This is a genomic window from Luteolibacter sp. AS25 (genome assembly GCF_046736275.1).
Lineage (GTDB): Bacteria > Verrucomicrobiota > Verrucomicrobiia > Verrucomicrobiales > Akkermansiaceae > Luteolibacter.
Genome location: NZ_CP151837.1, coordinates 2,529,075 through 2,547,126, shown reverse-complemented (window position 1 = coordinate 2,547,126; position 18,052 = coordinate 2,529,075). Strand labels below are relative to the sequence as shown.

Sequence of the window (18,052 nt, the reverse complement as noted above, 5' to 3'; positions counted from 1 at the left end):
TTGCCTGGATAGGTGCGTTCATCCTGGGTGCGATTGGGGCGCCATTGATCTACGAAATTTCCCTGGTTTAGACTTCACGGCCGAATAAGCCCCGCCATGATAACTCCTACCAGTAATCCTATTCCGATGATTTTCCTTAATCCCAAAATCAACCCTACGTTCAAGGCTCGCCCTCGTTTTGTAGGCAAGTCGTCGTTGCACTTTGCAAATATTTAACAAAGTGATCTTGCGATCCGTAGGATTTGGATTTACCGGGGATGTTGTGATTCAGAGATTCATAGGTAGGTATGTGACTGGTTCAAAAGCTGCTAGATGGCGGTTTGTGATCGGAAGGTTATTTTTATTCGTTTTATTTTTCAATGGAGTTGCTTCAGCGCGGGACTGGGGCCGGGATGATATCGATTTCGGGGCGGTGCGTGGGTTTGCTGAAGAGTTGTCGCGAGAGCCTTATCAGGCGGTGAGGCGGGAGGATCTTCCGGAGTGGGTGCGGAATCTTAATTACGACCAATACCGGAGTATCGTTTTCAATGAGCATCATACGTTGTGGGCGGGTGAGAATCTGCCGTTCCGGACCATGTTCTTCCACCCTGGTTATATTTTCCAGGAGCCGGTGATGATCAATGAAATGACGGATACCCACCGGCAGCGGGTGAGGTTTTCAAAGGAGTTTTTCCAATACGGGCATCTGACGGAACATCACGGGCCGCTGCCGCCGGAGGTGGGTTTCGGTGGGTTCAAGGTGCTGGCGGATCTGGATGGCAAGGACGGTTACGATGAGTTGGCGGTGTTCCAGGGTGCGAGCTATTGGCGGGCACTGGGCAAGGGCCAGCACTATGGAATTTCCGCACGCGGGATCGCTGTGAACACAGGGCTGGAGGGGGTGGAAGAGGAGTTTCCGGCGTTCCGTGAGTTCTGGCTGAAGAAGCCGCAGCCGGGGGCTGAGAAGCTGACTGTTTTCGCGTTGTTGGACGGTGCGTCGATGACGGGGGCGTATGAGTTCCAGATCGATCCGGGCGATGAGACGGTGATGGATGTGAAGATGGTTCTTTTCCCTAGGAGGGAGATCGAGCGGCTGGGGATTGCGCCGATGTCGAGTATGTTCTGGTTCGGTGAAAATTCACGGCGCAGGTTCGATGATTTTCGCCCGGAGGTGCATGATTCAGATGGTTTGACGATCAGGAGGGGGAATGGGGAGAGGATCTGGAGACCGGTTGCGAATGATACAGGGCTGCTGGATTTCAGTTTCTTCGGGATGGATAAGTGTGATGGGTTCGGGTTGCTGCAGAGAGATAGACGGTTTGACTCCTATGAGGATTCCGAGGCGGATTATCATATAAGGCCATCACTCTGGATTGAGCCGACTTCCGACTGGGGGAGCGGGAATGTGATGCTGATGGAAATCCCGACCAACAATGAGGTGGCGGATAATACCGTGGCGATGTGGGTGCCTGACCGGAAGGTGGTGAAGGGTGAGCCGCTGGAGTTTTCCTACAGGCAGGTGTGGACCATGAACGGGAATCCGGCACAGGCGGATGCGTATGTGGTGGGTAGTAGGACCGGTGTGCTGGACTGGCAGAAGGATATGCGGACGATGGTGGTGGAATTCGCCGGAGAGAGCTTGAAGGATGAGGGTGGTAAGCTGCCGGAAGGACTTGTCGAAGTGGTGGGCGATAAGACCGAGCAGGTGAAGATAACCGATGTGAACGTGGAGGAAATGCCTGGAGACAGGGTGCGGCTGGTCTTTAAACTAACAGCGGAGGGGGGCGAGGGAGCACTTGTTGGCGCCGGGCCGATAGAGCTGCGGGCTGCCTTGAAAAGGGGAGAAAACTATCTCACAGAAACATGGATTTACCGGATCGATCCATAGATACGCTGCGGCCGCTTACGGATGCGGAGCTGGAGGAATGGGAAGAGGCATATGCTGCGGTGGAGGCGTATCTGCGTGCACTGCGGATACGGAACAAGCTGCTGACGGCGGAGCTGGTGCGGAGAATTTTATGGAGATCTTCCTCAAGGCTGGCGGCGGAGCCTACGATGTCGCCCAGGGAGCTGGCGATCGAGGAGACTCTGCGCGAGATAGGCGCGTGGACGTCCAAGGTTTTGGGAGAAGAGCTGGAGGACGGTAGTCTGGCGGCGCAGGGCAGGCTGGCGCTACTGCTGGCTGGAATGCCGGACAAGTGGCAGGGGGTCTTCCTGACATCGGCGCCTTGGCCGGATGAGTTTGTGGAATCGATGCGCTCTTCCTACCTGAAGGCGGGTCCGAATTTCTCTGAAATGACGATGGTGCCCAAGCCGCTGGAGCTGAATGTGCTGGGTGCGGGTGCGGCGCAGTGGTGGGAGACGATGGAGCGGCGGCCAATCCTGCGGGAGATGGCGGGGATTCTGTTCTTCACAATCGTAGGAATACTGATCTGGTTTATTTTTTGGCAGTGATGGGTATTTCTGAAAATAAAGGCAGGACGCTGGCGAGGCGTTACCGGAAGGGTTGCGCGCAGTGGCGGCGGATGCTGTTCTTCGGGGCGGCACTGATTTTCAATGTCTTGGCGGTGCTGTGGGTGGCGGATCTTTTCTGGACGGCGGGTTGGCACAGGGCGCATGTGCCTTTGTTGCTGGTTTTCGCGATTCTCAACGGGATGTTGGTGGTGGGTGCGTTCCACGCGTTCTTCGGTTTCTGGGATATCGTGCGCGGAGGGAAGCAGGCGGTTAAGATCACGGAGCTGGGGGAGGAGGCACGGCCGCTGGAGCATCGGTATGCGGTGGTGATGCCGGTCTACAATGAGGATAGCGGGAAATTCTGCGCGAGGATCGAGGCGATCTACCGCTCGATCGAGCAAACGGGGGAGCTGGATAAGTTCGATTTCCTGCTGCTGAGCGATACGCGGGATGTGGATCTGTGGGTGATCGAGGAAATGGCGTGGGCCAGCCTTTGCCGCCGGCTGGATGCGTTCGGGAAGATTTTCTACCGCCGCCGGAAGGTGAATGAGAACCGGAAGGCAGGGAACATCGGGGATTTCGTAAGGACGTGGGGAGGGCGCTACGAGGGGATGATGGTGCTGGACGCGGATAGCCTGATGGACGGTGGCGATGTGGTGAAGATGGCGAAGACGATGGAGGCGCACCCGAATCTGGGGATTCTGCAGACTGCGCCGCAATTGATCAGGGGTGCTTCGGTTTTCACGAGGCTGCAGCAGTTTGCGATGAGTCTATACAGTCCGCTGTTTGTGCGGGGGCTGAATTACTGGCAGCTGGGGGGCGGGAGCTACTGGGGGCATAATGCGCTGATCCGGTTGAAACCATTTTCCGATTTTTGCGAGCTTCCGGATTTGCCCGGGAGCGAGCCCTTCGGCGGGAGAATTCTGAGCCATGATTTCGTGGAAGCGGCACTGATGGTGGCGGAGGGCTGGGAGGTGTGGCTGGCGTGGGATATCAAGGGGAGCTACGAGGAGGCACCGCCGACTTTGGCGGATCACCTGATACGGGACCGGCGGTGGTGCCAGGGGAATTTGCAGCATCTGTGGCTAATTTTCGCGAGGAAACTGCCGTTTTCCGTAAGGATGCATCTTTTCATGGGGATCATGGCCTATCTGGGCGGTCCGCTGTGGTTTCTGTTCCTGATCATGGGGACGTGGTTGGCGTGGGACTTCGAGATGAGCAATCTGAGTGTGCTGCCGTTCGATGGGTTTGTTCAGAGATACCTGGGAATCGGCAGTGACTGGCAGGGTGGATTGCTGATCTGTATGGTGGCTGTGCTGCTGTTTCTTCCGAAGGTTCTGGCGGTGCTGCGTGCTGCTTTTTCGAGTGAAATCCGGCGCTCGTTCGGCGGGATTACCACGCTGTTAACGGGTGCATTGCTGGAGACTTTGATTTCGATGATTCTGGCGCCGTGTCTGATGGTGGCGCACACGATGATGGTGCTTAGTATTCTTTCCGGCAGGGCGGTGGGCTGGGGTAGCCAGAGCCGGGAAACGGACGGCACGAGCTGGAAAGATGCCGTGAGGTTTCACTGGTTGCCTACGGTGCTGGGGATCGGGTGGACGATACTGGCGCTGAAGATTGGTTTGGTGTTCACGCTGTGGATGTCGCCGATTCTTATCGGGCTGATTGTCTGTATGCCGGTATCGGTGTGGACGAGCCGCGCGCGGTATGGAAAGGCTCTGCGGGAAGTGGGAATTTTCACCGTCGGTGAAGAGATAGAGCCGCCGGGAGTCCTGAAATTGGCATGGGCTGCGGAACTGGAAGTGGATACGGTGCTGGACGCAAAGGGGCCGGGTAGGGATGGATTCCTGGCGGCAGTGGTCGATCCGTATGTGAACGGGGTGCATCTTTCGCTGCTGGAAAAATCGGCATTGAGTGCGAAAAGTGAATCTTTGGCGAGGAGGTGTCTACGTGATGGGCCGGAGTGGCTGACACCATCCGAGAGGGCGGATTTGCTTTATCTGGAGCCTGCGATGCTGCTGATGCACCGGACCGTATGGCTGGGAAATATGGAGAATCTCTCGCCCGTATGGAAAAAGGCGGTGGAGAGCTATCGGCGCTCTTGAGAATTCGATATGATATCGTGGTTGCGTTGGCAGTGAAATCGGGAACAGTGGGGGCGGATTATGACGAACATCGAAGAGATCAAAGAGGCATTGAAGCAGGTGAAGTATCCCGGTTTTTCACGGGATATTCTTTCATTCGGTCTGGTGAAGGCTGTTGAGTTCGAGGGCGGGAATCTCGTGGTCAAGATTGAGGTGGCCACGAAGGATGCGAATGTTCCCCAGCAGATTTTCAAAGACTGCCATGCTGTCCTGGACGGGATGGCTGGTGTGGGTGACGTGAAAGTGGACATCGATGTGAAGGATGCTCCGGAGGCGGCGGGCGGCGCGGTGGGCAAATCTTCCATCCCTGGCGTGAAGCGGGTGATCGCGGTTGCTTCGGGTAAAGGCGGAGTCGGGAAATCAACGGTGGCGGCGAATCTAGCAGTCGCCCTCGCGGCACGCGGACTGAAGGTAGGGCTTTGCGATTGTGATCTTTACGGGCCATCCGTGGCGCAGATGTTCGGAACCACTGCGCGCCCGGACGCGAACGAGCAGGATGAGATCATTCCGATCGAGGCACACGGGCTGAAGCTGATGTCGATGGGCTTTCTTCTGGAAGACAATAGTCCGGTGATCGTCCGTGGTCCGATGGCGACGCGTTATACGCAACAATTTCTCCGCCAGGTAGCCTGGGGTGAACTGGATGTGCTGGTGCTGGATCTACCGCCGGGCACTGGAGACATTCAGCTGACGATCGTGCAGACAGTAGCTGTGGATGGTGCGGTAATCGTGACCACTCCGCAGGAGGTTGCACTGATCGATGCGCGCAAGGCGGTGGCAATGTTCGCGAAGGTGAATGTGCCGATTCTGGGATTGATCGAGAATATGGCTTGGTTCGAGGGAGATGACGGCAAGCGCTACTACATCTTCGGAGAAGAGGGTGGTGTGCGCGAGGCGGAGCATATGAATGTGCCACTGCTGGCACAGATCCCGATTGATTTGGCTACGGGCCGTGGCGGTGATGCGGGGACACCTGTGGCGCTGATCGATCCGAAGAAGAACAAGGTTTCAGCTGCATTCCATGCGATGGTGGCTGAACTGAATGTCTGATTTTTTAAAAGCACAAAAAAAGCTCTTCCGAATCCGGTCTGGATTGGGAAGAGCCCTGATGGTCCAGGTAATGGACTAGATTTTCATGAGATCTTCTTCCTTCGCTACTGCGAGTTCATCGATCTTTTTGGTGAATTTATTGGTGAGCTCCTGGACTTGTTTTTCGTAGTCCTTGAGGGAGTCCTCGGTGAGGATGTTGTCCGCTTTCATTTTCTTCGCTTCGTCCAGACCACCTTTGCGGGAGGCGCGGAGGCGGACCTTTGCTTCTTCGCCAAGGGTCTTGATGAGTTTCACCATTTCACGACGGCGTTCCTCGGAGAGTTCCGGGATCGGGACGCGGATGGAGCGGTCCGCAGCGGCGGGGTTAAGGCCGAGTTTCGACTCGCGGATGGCTTTTTCGATATCCTGTGTGGTGGATGGATCGAAAGGCTGAACGTTGAGCATGCGTGGCTCAGGTGTGTTGATGATGGCCAGAGACTTGAGTTTCTGGACGCCGCCGTAGGCGCGGACGTAGACATCGAGGTTATCGATGAGTGCTGGGGAGGCTTTTCCTGTGCGGACTCCGGCGAAGTCTTTGATAAGGTGATCGATGCCGGATTGCATACTGGCTTCGACTTCTTTGATGGTTTTCGATGGATCTGACATGATGGTAAGTTAAAATTCTAACCGCAAATTTCAAACGGGAATGCGGGGGAGATGGAAAGTGGGCGATTACTCGCAGTGAACGAGTGTGCCGATAGGCTGGGAGTTTAGTGCTTTGGAAAGATTTCCGTCCGGGCCGAGATCGAAGATGACGATCGGGATATCATTGTCCATGCAGAGCGAAAATGCGGTGGAGTCCATGACGCTGAGGCGGTTTTCCAGGCAATGCTGGAAGGTAACGGACTCGAAGCGGACGGCGTCCGGGTTTGTGCGTGGATCATCCGAGTAGACACCGTCTACCTGGGTGGCCTTGAGGATAATATCCGCTCCCATTTCGTTCGCGCGGAGAGCAGCGGTGGTGTCTGTGGAGAAGAAAGGATTGCCGGTGCCGGCGCCGAAGATGATGACGTTTCCTTTGCTGAGTTGGTGATCTGCTTTCCGACGGATGAATGGCTCTGCAACGTTCTTCATCTCGATGGCTGACATCACGGTGCATGTGACGCCGATGTGTGAGAGGGCGCCTTCGATGGCGAGTGAATTCATCACAGTGGCCAGCATGCCGACGTAATCCGCAGTGGCGCGGTCCATGCCACGGGCAGATGCACTGGCTCCGCGCCAGAAATTTCCACCACCAACAACGATCCCTAGCTCAAGTCCATTATCGACGGCGTCTTTGATTTCTGCGGCGATTCTGGTGACGATCTCCGGAGAGATATTGTCTTTCGAGCCCGGCTCACGGAGGGCTTCTCCGCTGAGTTTCAGAATAGCTCGTTTAAATGGACGTGGATCGTTGGTGTTCTGTGACATGTTGTTAGGAAATAGGATTAGGCAAGTAGCCGCCGAGGTCCAACAAGTAAGATGGAAAGATGCGGTTTTTCTCGGCGTTTATCGTTTGCCTTCCAGCTGGAAGTCCACATCGAGATCACGCAGGGTTGCATTTCTGTCGTTGGTGCCATCAATGGTTACGAAGACGTTGAGAGGCTCTGTCTGGCCCACGTGGTAGGCCTCGAGGGTGCGCTGGAGAGCGACGAGCGAGAGCTTGAGCAGCTGGCGGCTGGTGAGATCCACTTCCATGGGGATGTCCAGTTCGGTGACATCGAAGGAGACGAGAAGGCCCTCATCGGTGAGGCGTGCATCTACGGTAACCCCACAGAGAACCAGGAGATTGGACTCGGTTACCTTGTAGGCGGGGGTGTTGGTAGGGAGTGGATTTGAAGTGCGGATGGCCTCAACCAATACCTCGGGAAATGCCCCGGAAAGTGCCATCGGGCGTGAAAGGACGGTGGCCTGCAGTGCCTCTCCGGTGTCTGAAATGATATCGTCCACATCCGTGCCGTGAAGGCTGATTGGCTCGTAAATCGGGACGATGGAGATCGTGGTGGCGAAGAGTTTTCCGGTGAGGAAAAGAGCAAGCAGAGTTGTTTTCACGCACCGAGTATGACGCGGTGCGTGAAAACGTCCATAAAGGATCGCCGGTTATGAAAGTCTTTTCATGATGGCCGAGGAGAGGGTCTTGCCATCGGCGCGGCCGTCGGCAAGTTCCTGTGCGGTTTTCATGACTTTGCCCATATCCGCCTTGGATGAGGCTCCGGTTTCGGCGACTGCTTTCTCGACGATGGCGTTGATTTCCTCTTCGGAAAGGGCTGCCGGGAGGTATTTGGAGAGGATGTCGATTTCCTGTTTTTCCTTTTCCGCGAGTTCCGGGCGATCGGCGCTCTCGAACTGTGTGATGGAGTCATGTCGCTGCTTGATCTGCTTGCGTATGACGGCGAGGATTTCCGGCTCGTCCAGCTCGGTGCCGAGTCCGCCTTTTTCGATGGCGGCATTGGTCATCGCGCTCTTGAGGGCGCGGAGGGAATTGAGCGCGAGGGAGTCCTTTGCGCGCATTGCGGTTTTGATGTCTTCCGAGATTTGAGAGGCTGTGTTGCTCATGTGTTTAGATAAATATCCGGCGGTTTCAAATGTCCAAGGAAAAGCGGCTTGGCGGAGTTTCAGCGAGATGGGTATTTCAAAGTCCGTGTGAAGGTAGCCTGTAGCCGAGGTTGATCGGGACTGTGGGTGTAACTGAACCAGAACGAGGGGTAATTGGCTGAAAGATTTACTTTCCGGTAATTTTGCCCAAGGCTGCGGAATGCCAATTCCCAAAGCTGTGCATTTATTTTTCCTAGCAGGAACTATTCTAGAGCCTCTGGTAGGCGAGACCCTACAGGAGGAGCTTGATCAACGGAAAAACGCCTTTGCCGAGCGGGCTCCAGCGAAATTGCTCAAAAGCCAAAATGATGCGCTGCGAGAACTGGAGGTTTCAGGCGTCTATGAACGTGTTCTGAAAGTGGGGGATCGAGCGCCTGATTTCGCCTTGAAGAACCATAAGGGGCAGGATGTGAGTCTTTCCAATCTTTTGGAAAAAGGTCCGGTAGTCCTGACCTGGTATCGTGGCGGCTGGTGCCCGTATTGCAATATCGCCCTCGCGGCTTTGGCGGAGAAAAACGATGAGATCACCAATCTCGGCGCCACTTTGGTAGCTCTGACCCCGGAGCTTCCGGATGCCACGGCCGGATCGGTCAAGGAGCACGGGCTGGGATTTCAGGTTCTGACAGATGAGAATCATGCGGTGGCGGATAAGTTCGGCCTCACGTTTCCGCTGAACGAAGACACCAGAAAGAGATATCAGGAGAATTTCAAGCTGGAGGAGCGCAGCGGCAAGGAGGCCGCAGATCGCTTGCCGCTACCCGGAACCTACGTGGTGGGTCAGGACGGTATGATCACCTATGCTTTTGCCGATGCGGATTACCGCCGCCGAGCAGAACCGGAGCGGATTTTGGATGCCGTCCGCGCTATCAAGGAGGGGCCGACTGGCAGGCATATGGTTCTACAGTTTTGGGAAAATGTCTGGAATCCACCCTACGATCTTTCACTCATCGATAAGCTGATGACCGAGGACTTTGTTATCACCAGCGCCGGTCAGGATGTGGTCGGGCGGGAGGAGTTCGTCGAGTGGGTGGCTGAATTTCAGGAAAAAGCAAAGGGCCTGCGTTTGGAAAATTTAGATTGTTTCGAAGGAGCGGACGGAGGCCGTGTGGTGAGCCGCTGGATAGCGCGCGGACGGAACGGTGGAATGCTGGGAACCGAAGCAGACGATCGAGAGTTCGAGTTTACGGGGATCGCGGTCTGGGAGGTCCGTGATGGTAAACTTTCCCATAACTGGGTGGAGCGTTCTGCCTGGGAACTTTACAAGCGGCTGGAGGAGTAGCCGTTAAGGAGCCGAGGTCTGGCTGAAATTGGGGGAGGTTTTTTCGAGATGCAGAGAAATCCCCGACCTATTAAAAATCAGGTGTTTTCGAATGCCCGAGGAGAACCGGTTTGGCGGTGCTGAGTGGATCGTGATCAGCCTTTGGACGGTTGATTTTAGAAAAATATCTCAACATTACGAATTTTTAGTTTTTATTGCTGAGTCTTAGGGATCTCGTAAATCGCTTACTATCAGTTTTATAGGTAGTCTTGATGCGGGCTGGGATCCTTAATCTATTGAGATTGAATCTCAATAGCTCTTGACGAAAAAAGAATTCCGAAGGAAAAGGCTCGCGACATGAAGTCCACACAACAAATGAATTCCAAGAGATCCGCAGGGCTCGCGCTGATGATTGGCGCGGCAACGGCGATGACTCCAGCGGCGCAGGCACAAGATTTTGCAGCTGACCTAGAAAAAGAACAAACCGGAGATCTTGATCCACTGGTTGTGCAAGGCGAGGAGACTCCGGTAAAGGTGGGTGATGTCCAGGTGAAAGCCGATGAGCTGGAAAACACTATTGCGACGGATTTGAACGATGTTTTCAAAAGCACTCCGGGTGTGACCGTGAACGGTGGTCGCGCTCAGGCGCAGCAGGTTTTCATCAATGGTCTTGAGAGTAATTTGAGCAACGTGACCATCGACGGTGCTGTGCAGGGCAATATCTCCCACCACACTGGTCCACTTTCGATCGAGCCTGAGCTCATCAAGCAGGTGAATGTTTTCACCGGCGCTGGCAATGCTCTCGAGGGACTGGGTGCGCTGAACGGATCGCTTCAATTCGAGACGAAAAACGCGTTCGATCTGATCAAGGAAGGGAAAGAATACTATGGCCTGACCAAGGGGACTTATTTCTCAAATGGTGAAGGTTATCGACTTTCCCAGACTTTCGCAGCCCGTTTGGGTGAGGATTGGGCTCTTATGATTTCCGGTGGTTTTACCGATAGGGACGATTATGAGGATGGAAACGGGGATACTGTCGATCTCACGGAATATTCTTCCGAAAATATTCTGCTGAAACTATCCGGTCGCCTTGATGGCGGGCACAGCCTTGACATCGGCTTCGAGCATCTGAACAGCGATACCTTCGCGTATGACCGCCTGAACGTTACCGAAGATTTCCTAACCGCATCAGGACGCCCTACCGGAGTTCTGCAGCGCAACGACATCGGACGTGATTCATTCACAGTGAACTACGGCTATGACCCTGGTAACAATCCTTGGATTAACCTGAAGGCGAATACCTACTACACCGCGCAGGATTATTCCCGTGAAACTACCGGCGATAGCGCACAGCTTGAGACTTTCGGTTTCAGCATCAGGAATACCTCCGAGTTCAGCGAGGTTTTCTCAAGCACCTACGGTGTGGATGTTAAGAGCACCGAGAGTGATGTGACTTCATCCTCATACGGTGTAACCAACGCGAATGAAGAGGAATTTTCCTATGGATTTTTCATGCAGAACGATTGGCAGATTCATCGCATGTTCGCGCTGAGCTTCGGTGGTCGTTTCGATGTCTATGACTTCGAGGATATTGCCGGCACACAGCTTGATTCTTCCGAGTTCAGCCCGAATGTATCCCTGGCGTTCAAGCCTGTGGAGGAGCTTACTTTTACAGCCGGTTACGCGGAGGCTTACCGTGGTGTTGGTATCCGCGAGGCATTTTTCCCTACTGTAAAACCAGCGGGACTGGATGGCGAGAATGCAGATACCTTCAAGATCACCGCAGCGTATGAGCGTGATGGCTTCTTTGCTGATGCGTCTTACTTCGATCAATCGATCGAAAACTACATCTACCCGGTCGGTGGTGCAGCCAGCTATGGTGATGTGACCAATGACGGTTATGAAGCACGCGCCGGTTATCAGAAAGATGGCTATGTGTTTTCCCTTTCCGTTACCGACAATTCTCCTGAGGTGGAGGGCTATGATTACCCGGATGATATAGGGATGGTGGTCGCTGGACGCCAGTGGATCGCACAAGCGAGCTACTCACCGGAGGATACCGGAATCACCTTCGGTGGTAACATCGAATATCGCGAAGATGTTGAGGAAGTTGCCTTCGGTAGTTTCCCGGCAGTTGCTGGCAAGGAATCCTATGTGCTAGTGAATGCCTTCGTGCGCTGGGATGTGGAGCAGGTGGAAGGATTGAGCCTTACGCTCAATGTGGACAACCTGTTCGACGAGCAATACCAGGATCACACGATTTTCACATCATCCGGCTTTGCTAGTCCGGGACGTGAGTTCCGCGTTGGAGCCTCCTACGAATTCTAATTATGAAATCATCGACTCTTATCCTTTTGGGGCTCTCGCCGGCCCTTCATGCAGAATTTTCCCCGCAGACGGAGAAGGTTCTCAACGGGACGGCTGAAGCTGTATCCACTCACGTCTCCCTGGCTCTCGGCCAAGTGGACGAGGATGGGGAAAAGCTGACTGCTCTGGCAGGTGCCCTTCAGAAAATGGGTTTTGGAAACCCTCCACCGGTGCATCCGGAGATGAAGAAGTCCGAAGAGGAATTGGCAAAAATGTCTGAGAAGGACCGGAGGATCTACGAGGATCATCATGCTGAACGGCTGGGCCGCATGGCGCAGATGGGGAAGACTGATGTGGAGTTTATCAAGGCTTTGGATCTGGATAAGAATCTGATGCTGGATGCCGCTGAAGTCCAGGAATCCGTCAGAAGCCAGTTGGTTTTCCTGCTGGAGGACAAGCTCAAGATGGATGGCGACAAGGATGGGAAACTAAATCTGAAAGAATACACCCTGGGCGTTCCCGTGAGGGGTGAAATCGAGGAAGACGGCGTTGATTGGCATCAGCGCGGTCATTTCGAGAGCGATGACCTCAATGAAGATGGTGTGATCGACGAAAGCGAAATCGTTTCCCACTACGCTGAAGACCTGATTTTGAAATCCCAGCAGATCCATCTAGCGACCACGGTTGCCGGTCTAGATAAAAATGCGGATGGCGAGATCGATGAGGAGGAATTTTCCGCTCTTCCAGCTGAAGATGATGCTGTCTGGACTCATATGAAAAGTGAGTCGGATACAATTCCTGCCTCACAAATCTGGCAGCGCACCTATTGGCTGCCATCGTCGGCGATGTTTCCACTGCTGGTGAAATGATTTTGCGTAGTTGGTTGCTACTGGCTTCTCTCTGGATTTCCGTTTTTGCAGCGGAGGTCCGGGGGGAAGCTTTATCGTGGCATGCTTCCCTACCGGATGCGCTTGCCGAGGCACGGGCGACTGGGAAGCCGTTGTTTTTGGAGTTTCGATGCGCGCCGTGTGTGAATGGCCGCGAGTTCGATGCCCAGGTATTTTACACTGACTCGGATTCCCCGCGCGGGAAGCTGATGTCCCAATATGTGCTGGCGCGGGTGACGAGTATGTCGGGCGTTAACATCGCGCACTACGATCGCGATTGGCACAACTCGCTCTACTACTTTGTTGTCAATGGGAACGAGGACATTTATCTGCGGTACGGTGGTCGCGATGAGGCCGCGGCCGATACTTATTTAAATCTCGAGAGTCTGGAACTGGCCTTGGAGCTGGGACTTTCCGAACATGCGAAATACCTGGCCGGGGAGCGTCCGTCCGAGGAGAAGCCGGAGGTTTTTCAGCCGAAGGATATTTCACTACTGGATCAGAATGTGATTCAGAAAAACCGTTGCACTGAATGTCACCTCATTGCGGATTATTCCATGCAGGAGAAGGCACTGGCGGGATTGCTTGATCCGATTACCGATCTCTACCGTTCTCCCAATATTCAGAATCTGGGACTGCATCTGGATATTCCAAAAGGGCTGCTCGTTGAAAAAGTAACAGGGGCTGCAAGCGATGCGGGAGTTCTGCCGGCGGATGTCGTTGTTTCGCTAAACGGATCTCCTGTGCTCACTTTCGGTGACTTGCAGTATGCTTTGGATGGTGTTTCACGGTTCGCAAACGGAGTGAATCTAGGGGTAAAAAGGGATGGAGAGATTTTGGATGTGAGGGTGAAACTTCCGCATGAATGGTGGAAGACCGATCTGGAATTCCGCCACTGGACGGTGGAGCCACAGTTGTTTTTCGAGATGAGAAGTCTCGAACCTGAAGAAAAGGCCGGGCTGAAGCTTCCCGAGGACGGTTTTGCCGCTGAAGTGACGGGAATCGATATTGAGGCGGTTCTGAACGGTCATCACAGTCTCGAAATCGGGGATGTGATCGTGGCTGTGGACGGGAAAAACAGTAATCCGGTGACTTCCGACCTAGTTGCCTATATCAAGATTTTCCATCCGGCGAACGGAACGCTGGAGCTGAGTGTTTTGCGCAGCGGCGAGCCGGCGGTGGTTCAACTGAAGACCAGTCAGCAGAATTTCAGGAAAGCGCCGATTGAGGATGTGGCGCCGGAGTTATCTTTGGCGTGGTCCACTCCGGCTTATCTGACCAGTGGCAATGAAAAAGCTGTGGCCTATAGCGCTGCGGTGGCAAACGGTTACCTACTTGTGCAGGCGAAGCATTTTGCGGACTGGCATTCGTTCACAATGGATAATCCGCAACGGTCGATCGGTAAGCTCGGAGAGAAGGGGAATCAGGAGTTGCCGACGGGAATCGTGGTGGATCAGGAGACGGAAGGCGCCTGGCTGCAGACCGGACCGACAGATTTCTCAAAGCCTGATATCCGCTGGTATACATGGGGGTTTCAGGGCGTTTCCTATTTTGCGGTAAAGCTATCTGATCCTGGGAAACAGGTGAATCTGAAGGTTTCCGCGCAGGCGTGCCGTGCTGATATTTGCGCGGGGGCTGTAGATTTGGAGTTGGAGGTTCCTGCGACGAGTGCGGGGGAAATGAATCCGGCTGCGGCTAAGCTTATCGGAAGTCTGAAGCCTGTTTTGCCGAAGGCGGATTAAACCTTATTTCATATTCATGATCCATGAGATGATCAGGATCTGGGGAACGGTGAGAAGGGGTAGGAATAGGGAGATTTTCCACGAACGGGTGGTTTCCCTAAGTGCCATGATCTCTGTGTAGTCGGTGGCTGCGCCGGTCATCAGGAATGTAAAAGCATTCCCGGGGGCGGCAGCGCGGGTGAATAGATCCGCAGCAATGGGTGTGGATCCTTCCGAGCAGACTTCAATGATGGTGGCGGCGAGAAGGGTGAAGCAGAGGCCGATGATGGTGGGCCCGAAGTATTCCGAGAAGATATCCGTGGGAACGAATACCTGAATGACTGCTGCGAGCAATGTGCCGAAGAGTAGCCAGCGCAAAATCATACGGGAGCCCTTGAGTCCTTCCCAGAGAAGATCGGGGATCATTCGAGGGGACCAGTCGAGCGCTTTCAGCTGTAGCTTTGCCTGCTGGAAGAAACGGAAGTCTTCCGGAAGTTCGCAGCGGTTCGGGTTATCCGGAAGGATTCCTTTTTCCACCAATTTCTCGAAGAGGAGTCCGGAAATAAGGGCTACGGCCCCGGAGGCGAAAATGAAGAGGAAAGTCCACGGCCAGCCGATCAGAGCGGCTAGGATGAGCGTGAGGGAAAGTGAATTCCACGGGCTGGCGATGAGGAATGCCATGGTCTGGCCGAGGGTGGCACCGCGTTTGTAGAGAGTCATCCCGACGAGGAGGATTCCGTGGTTACATAGATCCAAAAGCAGGCCGGCACCGGTGGCGCGGAGAAGGCCGCGGATACCCGGATGACGACCGAGAGCGGACATGATGAACTCGCGTGGAATACGGGATAGTAAACCAACGGCGATGATGCCGAGTGCGAGGCCCCACCACATTTCCGCTAGGAGCATGGTTGTGCTGGAGGAAAGCCGGGCGATCTGCGGGCTGCCGAAATTCCAACCGCTTAGATGAAGGAAAATGGCGACGGCGCAGAGAATGAGTGAAGCCCAGAGGAGAATATCCGGGCGGCTCTTGTGCGGGGTGCCGCAGCAGGAGGTTTCCTCCGGTTCCGGATTGCAACAGTTGCTCATGCGGGGAAGGTTGCCGAGATTGAGCTGAGTTGCAAGGGGGCGGGGCTGCCGCTACTCAAGGTTGTGCTCTTTTTTAACCGCTTCGATTTCCTCGGTAAGTGAGGACCAGCGGGAGTAGGAGAGATCCATGGTTTTGGTGATTTTCTCGAGGGCGTTGGTCGTCTGGCGCAGTTTATCCGGATCAGAGGTAACAGCATCCGAGCTGAGCGCTGTGGAAAGGGTGGCTTGGGCGGCTTCCTGCTCGGCGATTTTTGCTTCGAGGCTGGTCAGTTCTTTCTCAAGAGGCGCGAGGACTTTGGTTTTCGCCTCGCGGGCGAGAGCGTCCAGGCGGCGCTGTTCCTTGCGGCTGACTCCAGGTGTGGATTGCTTTTTCTGCGCTGGCGCGGAAGCCACTGCTGCGTCTGCCGTAGTGGCAGGCGGTTTTCTGGTAGGAGTGGTGCCGGCGGATTTCTCCTCGGCTTTCTTGTCCAGGAAGTAGGTGATGTTCCCGTGGAAGAGACGTGGCTCTTCGCCAGGGCGGAACTCGAGGGTTTTTGTTACGAGTTCATCGAGGAAATCCCGGTTGTGGGAAACGATCATGACGGAGCCGGGGTAGTCGATGAGGGCACGTTTGAGGACGCCTTGTGACTGCATGTCCAAATGGTTGGTAGGCTCGTCGAGAATCAGGAAGTTCGCAGGCTTGAGAAGCATGCAGGTGAGGGCTACCCGGGAGCGTTCACCACCTGAGAGGACACCGATTTTTTTGAATACATCGTCTCCGGTGAAGAGAAAGCAGCCGAGAATGTTCCGGACCTGTGGGGCGGCGTCGCGTGATGCTACGGCGGTTACGGTTTCCAGGATGGTGAGGTCCGGATCGAGCTCGTCCGCGTGGTTTTGCGAGAAGAATGAAGGGGCGACCTTGTGGCCGAGGACGACCTCACCGCTGTCCGGCTCTTCCTGAGCGGTGACGAGGCGGCAGAAAGTGGATTTACCGGCACCGTTGGGACCTACGATGGCGAATTTCTCGCCTTTGTTGATCTCGAAATCGAAGCCGTTGAAGATTTGGAGCGGGCCGTATGCTTTGGCCACGTTCTCCACTTTGGCGACGGTGTGGCCGGAGTTCGGTGGTGGCGGGAAACGGAAGTTCATCACTGCATCGTCCTGCTCCGGTTTCGGGATGCGGACGACTTTTGCGAGGAGCTTGATCCTGGATTGAACGAGGGTGGCCTTGTTGGCGGAGGCGCGGAAGCGGTCGATGAAGCGCTGGGTCTCGGCAATTTCCCGCTGTTGGGAGGTGTATTGCTTTAACTGAATGTCTTTCCTGAGAACGGATTCCTTTTCAAAATAGGAGAAGTTGCCGGCGTATTCCTCGGCGCGGCCGTGGGCGAAGGCGATGGTGCGAGTGCAGAGGGTATCGAGTAGTGCGCGATCGTGGGAAATGAGGAGGATCGCACCGGGATAGGTGATGAGGTATTGCTCCACCCAGATCTGTGTTTCGATATCAAGGTGGTTGGTGGGCTCATCGAGCAGTAGCACTTCCGGCTGCTGGAGGAAGAGTTTTGCCATGGCGATACGCATCTGCCAGCCACCGGAGAATTCCGAGCAATCGCGGGTGAAATCCTTATCGCGGAAGCCGAGTCCCTTGAGGACGGATTCGATCTTGGGCTTCATGAGCTCCGGATCGTTCGCGTAGAGTTTAAGTTCGAGCTCGCCAATTTCTTCTAGAAGATCCCCGTATGGTGAGGAGCGTGGGTCCATTTTGACCATTTCATCGGAAAGGCGATCGATCTTTTCCTTGAGGGCCATCATCTCGCCGAATGCGGATTCTGTTTCCTCCCAGAGCGTGCGGCCCTTTACGTGAATACCTTCCTGGGGTAGGTAGCCAACTTTGGTGTTTTTCGGTGCTGAAATCTGTCCACCCGATGGAGGGATGATCCCGGCGATGCACTTCATGAGCGTGGATTTCCCCGCACCGTTGTGACCTGCGAATGCGATACGCTCGCGGGGCTGAACGGAAAAAGAGAGATTATCGAAGAGGATGCGTGGGCCGTATTCGACGCGGAGTGCTTGGACGGAAATCATGGAAGGCGCGAGAGTGCATTTCTAGGCGCTGAGGTCAATGGTGGTGTTGGTTTTGGAAAATGGGAGAAATGGGGCTGGAATTACCTAATGATGGTAAAATGAGATTGTTAGAAATTTTTATACGTATTTTGATCGGGTACTTATGATGACCTCGAAAAAACGAATTCTCTCAATTTCAGTAGTTCAAACCGGAGTGGTAGTAGGTGGGCTCTATGCGCTCATTTCGCTGATCTTCTCGGTGTTTCTTATACTTTTTGGCGTTATTGCGATGATTGCCGGGAGTGCCTCGAATGAAGCTGCTGCAGCAATGGGTGGCGGACTGGGCATGATTATAATCGCGGTTATTCTGCCGATCGCCTACGGAATCATGGGCTTTATAGCGGGGCTGATTCTTGCTTTGGTTTATAATCTGATCGCGAAGTTCACAGGCGGGATCGAGATGACTGTGGTCGACGTGATTTAGTTCATTGGAAAATGAATTTACTGGTC

15 protein-coding genes are annotated in these 18,052 nt (G+C 54.5%); 9 read left to right on the top strand and 6 right to left on the bottom strand.

Annotation, left to right across the window (positions count from 1 at the left end):
- The first annotated feature begins 289 nt into the window (after nucleotides 1-289).
- From AAGA79_RS11790 to AAGA79_RS11775, 4 genes are read left to right on the top strand one after another with little or no spacing between them, the layout of a single operon-like run.
- Nucleotides 290-1,867, top strand: a complete 1,578-nt coding sequence (locus tag AAGA79_RS11790; protein ID WP_411826008.1) for a glucan biosynthesis protein — start codon at nucleotides 290-292, stop codon at nucleotides 1,865-1,867.
- Nucleotides 1,843-2,433, top strand: a complete 591-nt coding sequence (locus AAGA79_RS11785) for a hypothetical protein (RefSeq protein WP_411826007.1) — start codon at nucleotides 1,843-1,845, stop codon at nucleotides 2,431-2,433. The genes AAGA79_RS11790 and AAGA79_RS11785 overlap by 25 nt, the downstream gene beginning before the upstream one ends.
- Nucleotides 2,433-4,541: a glucans biosynthesis glucosyltransferase MdoH gene (mdoH, locus tag AAGA79_RS11780; protein WP_411826006.1), complete on the top strand. Its 2,109-nt coding sequence runs from the start codon at nucleotides 2,433-2,435 to the stop codon at nucleotides 4,539-4,541. Before AAGA79_RS11785 ends, mdoH begins: the two co-directional genes overlap by 1 nt.
- Before the next feature lie 60 nt (nucleotides 4,542-4,601).
- Nucleotides 4,602-5,630, top strand: coding sequence for a P-loop NTPase (locus tag AAGA79_RS11775; protein WP_411826005.1), 1,029 nt, complete (start codon nucleotides 4,602-4,604; stop codon nucleotides 5,628-5,630).
- Between the two features lie 75 nt (nucleotides 5,631-5,705).
- Here the strand turns inward: AAGA79_RS11775 and frr are convergent, their stop codons facing one another.
- The 4 genes from frr to AAGA79_RS11755 form a co-directional block, all read right to left on the bottom strand.
- A complete protein-coding gene (gene frr / locus AAGA79_RS11770; RefSeq protein ID WP_411826004.1) occupies nucleotides 5,706-6,275 on the bottom strand; it encodes a ribosome recycling factor in 570 nt (189 codons plus the stop codon).
- A gap of 66 nt (nucleotides 6,276-6,341) precedes the next feature.
- Nucleotides 6,342-7,079, bottom strand: a complete 738-nt coding sequence (gene pyrH, locus AAGA79_RS11765; protein ID WP_411826003.1) for a UMP kinase — start codon at nucleotides 7,077-7,079, stop codon at nucleotides 6,342-6,344.
- A gap of 78 nt (nucleotides 7,080-7,157) precedes the next feature.
- Nucleotides 7,158-7,700, bottom strand: a complete 543-nt coding sequence (locus AAGA79_RS11760) for a hypothetical protein (protein ID WP_411826002.1) — start codon at nucleotides 7,698-7,700, stop codon at nucleotides 7,158-7,160.
- 48 nt (nucleotides 7,701-7,748) lie between these two features.
- Nucleotides 7,749-8,204: a GatB/YqeY domain-containing protein gene (locus AAGA79_RS11755; protein ID WP_411826001.1), complete on the bottom strand. Its 456-nt coding sequence runs from the start codon at nucleotides 8,202-8,204 to the stop codon at nucleotides 7,749-7,751.
- Nucleotides 8,205-8,403: 199 nt separating this feature from the next.
- On the opposite strand from AAGA79_RS11755, the gene AAGA79_RS11750 reads away from it, so the two are divergent.
- The 4 genes from AAGA79_RS11750 to AAGA79_RS11735 all read left to right on the top strand — a co-directional run bounded on the left by AAGA79_RS11750 (nucleotide 8,404) and on the right by AAGA79_RS11735 (nucleotide 14,437).
- On the top strand, nucleotides 8,404-9,522 hold the full coding sequence (locus AAGA79_RS11750; protein WP_411826000.1) for a redoxin domain-containing protein: 1,119 nt from the start codon (nucleotides 8,404-8,406) through the stop codon (nucleotides 9,520-9,522).
- Between the two features lie 354 nt (nucleotides 9,523-9,876).
- Nucleotides 9,877-11,829, top strand: a complete 1,953-nt coding sequence (locus AAGA79_RS11745) for a TonB-dependent receptor domain-containing protein (RefSeq protein WP_411825999.1) — start codon at nucleotides 9,877-9,879, stop codon at nucleotides 11,827-11,829.
- Between the two features lie 2 nt (nucleotides 11,830-11,831).
- Nucleotides 11,832-12,677, top strand: coding sequence for a hypothetical protein (locus AAGA79_RS11740; protein WP_411825998.1), 846 nt, complete (start codon nucleotides 11,832-11,834; stop codon nucleotides 12,675-12,677).
- A complete protein-coding gene (locus AAGA79_RS11735; protein WP_411825997.1) occupies nucleotides 12,635-14,437 on the top strand; it encodes a Trx7/PDZ domain-containing (seleno)protein in 1,803 nt (600 codons plus the stop codon). The genes AAGA79_RS11740 and AAGA79_RS11735 overlap by 43 nt, the downstream gene beginning before the upstream one ends.
- Before the next feature lie 3 nt (nucleotides 14,438-14,440).
- Here the strand turns inward: AAGA79_RS11735 and AAGA79_RS11730 are convergent, their stop codons facing one another.
- Both AAGA79_RS11730 and AAGA79_RS11725 read right to left on the bottom strand, forming a co-directional pair.
- Nucleotides 14,441-15,502, bottom strand: a complete 1,062-nt coding sequence (locus AAGA79_RS11730) for a permease (RefSeq protein ID WP_411825996.1) — start codon at nucleotides 15,500-15,502, stop codon at nucleotides 14,441-14,443.
- Nucleotides 15,503-15,553: 51 nt separating this feature from the next.
- A complete protein-coding gene (locus tag AAGA79_RS11725) occupies nucleotides 15,554-17,563 on the bottom strand; it encodes an ABC-F family ATP-binding cassette domain-containing protein (protein ID WP_411825995.1) in 2,010 nt (669 codons plus the stop codon).
- 142 nt (nucleotides 17,564-17,705) lie between these two features.
- Here AAGA79_RS11725 and AAGA79_RS11720 point away from each other — a divergent pair, with 142 nt between their 5' ends.
- Nucleotides 17,706-18,026: a hypothetical protein gene (locus AAGA79_RS11720; RefSeq protein WP_411825994.1), complete on the top strand. Its 321-nt coding sequence runs from the start codon at nucleotides 17,706-17,708 to the stop codon at nucleotides 18,024-18,026.
- Nucleotides 18,027-18,052: the final 26 nt, after the last annotated feature.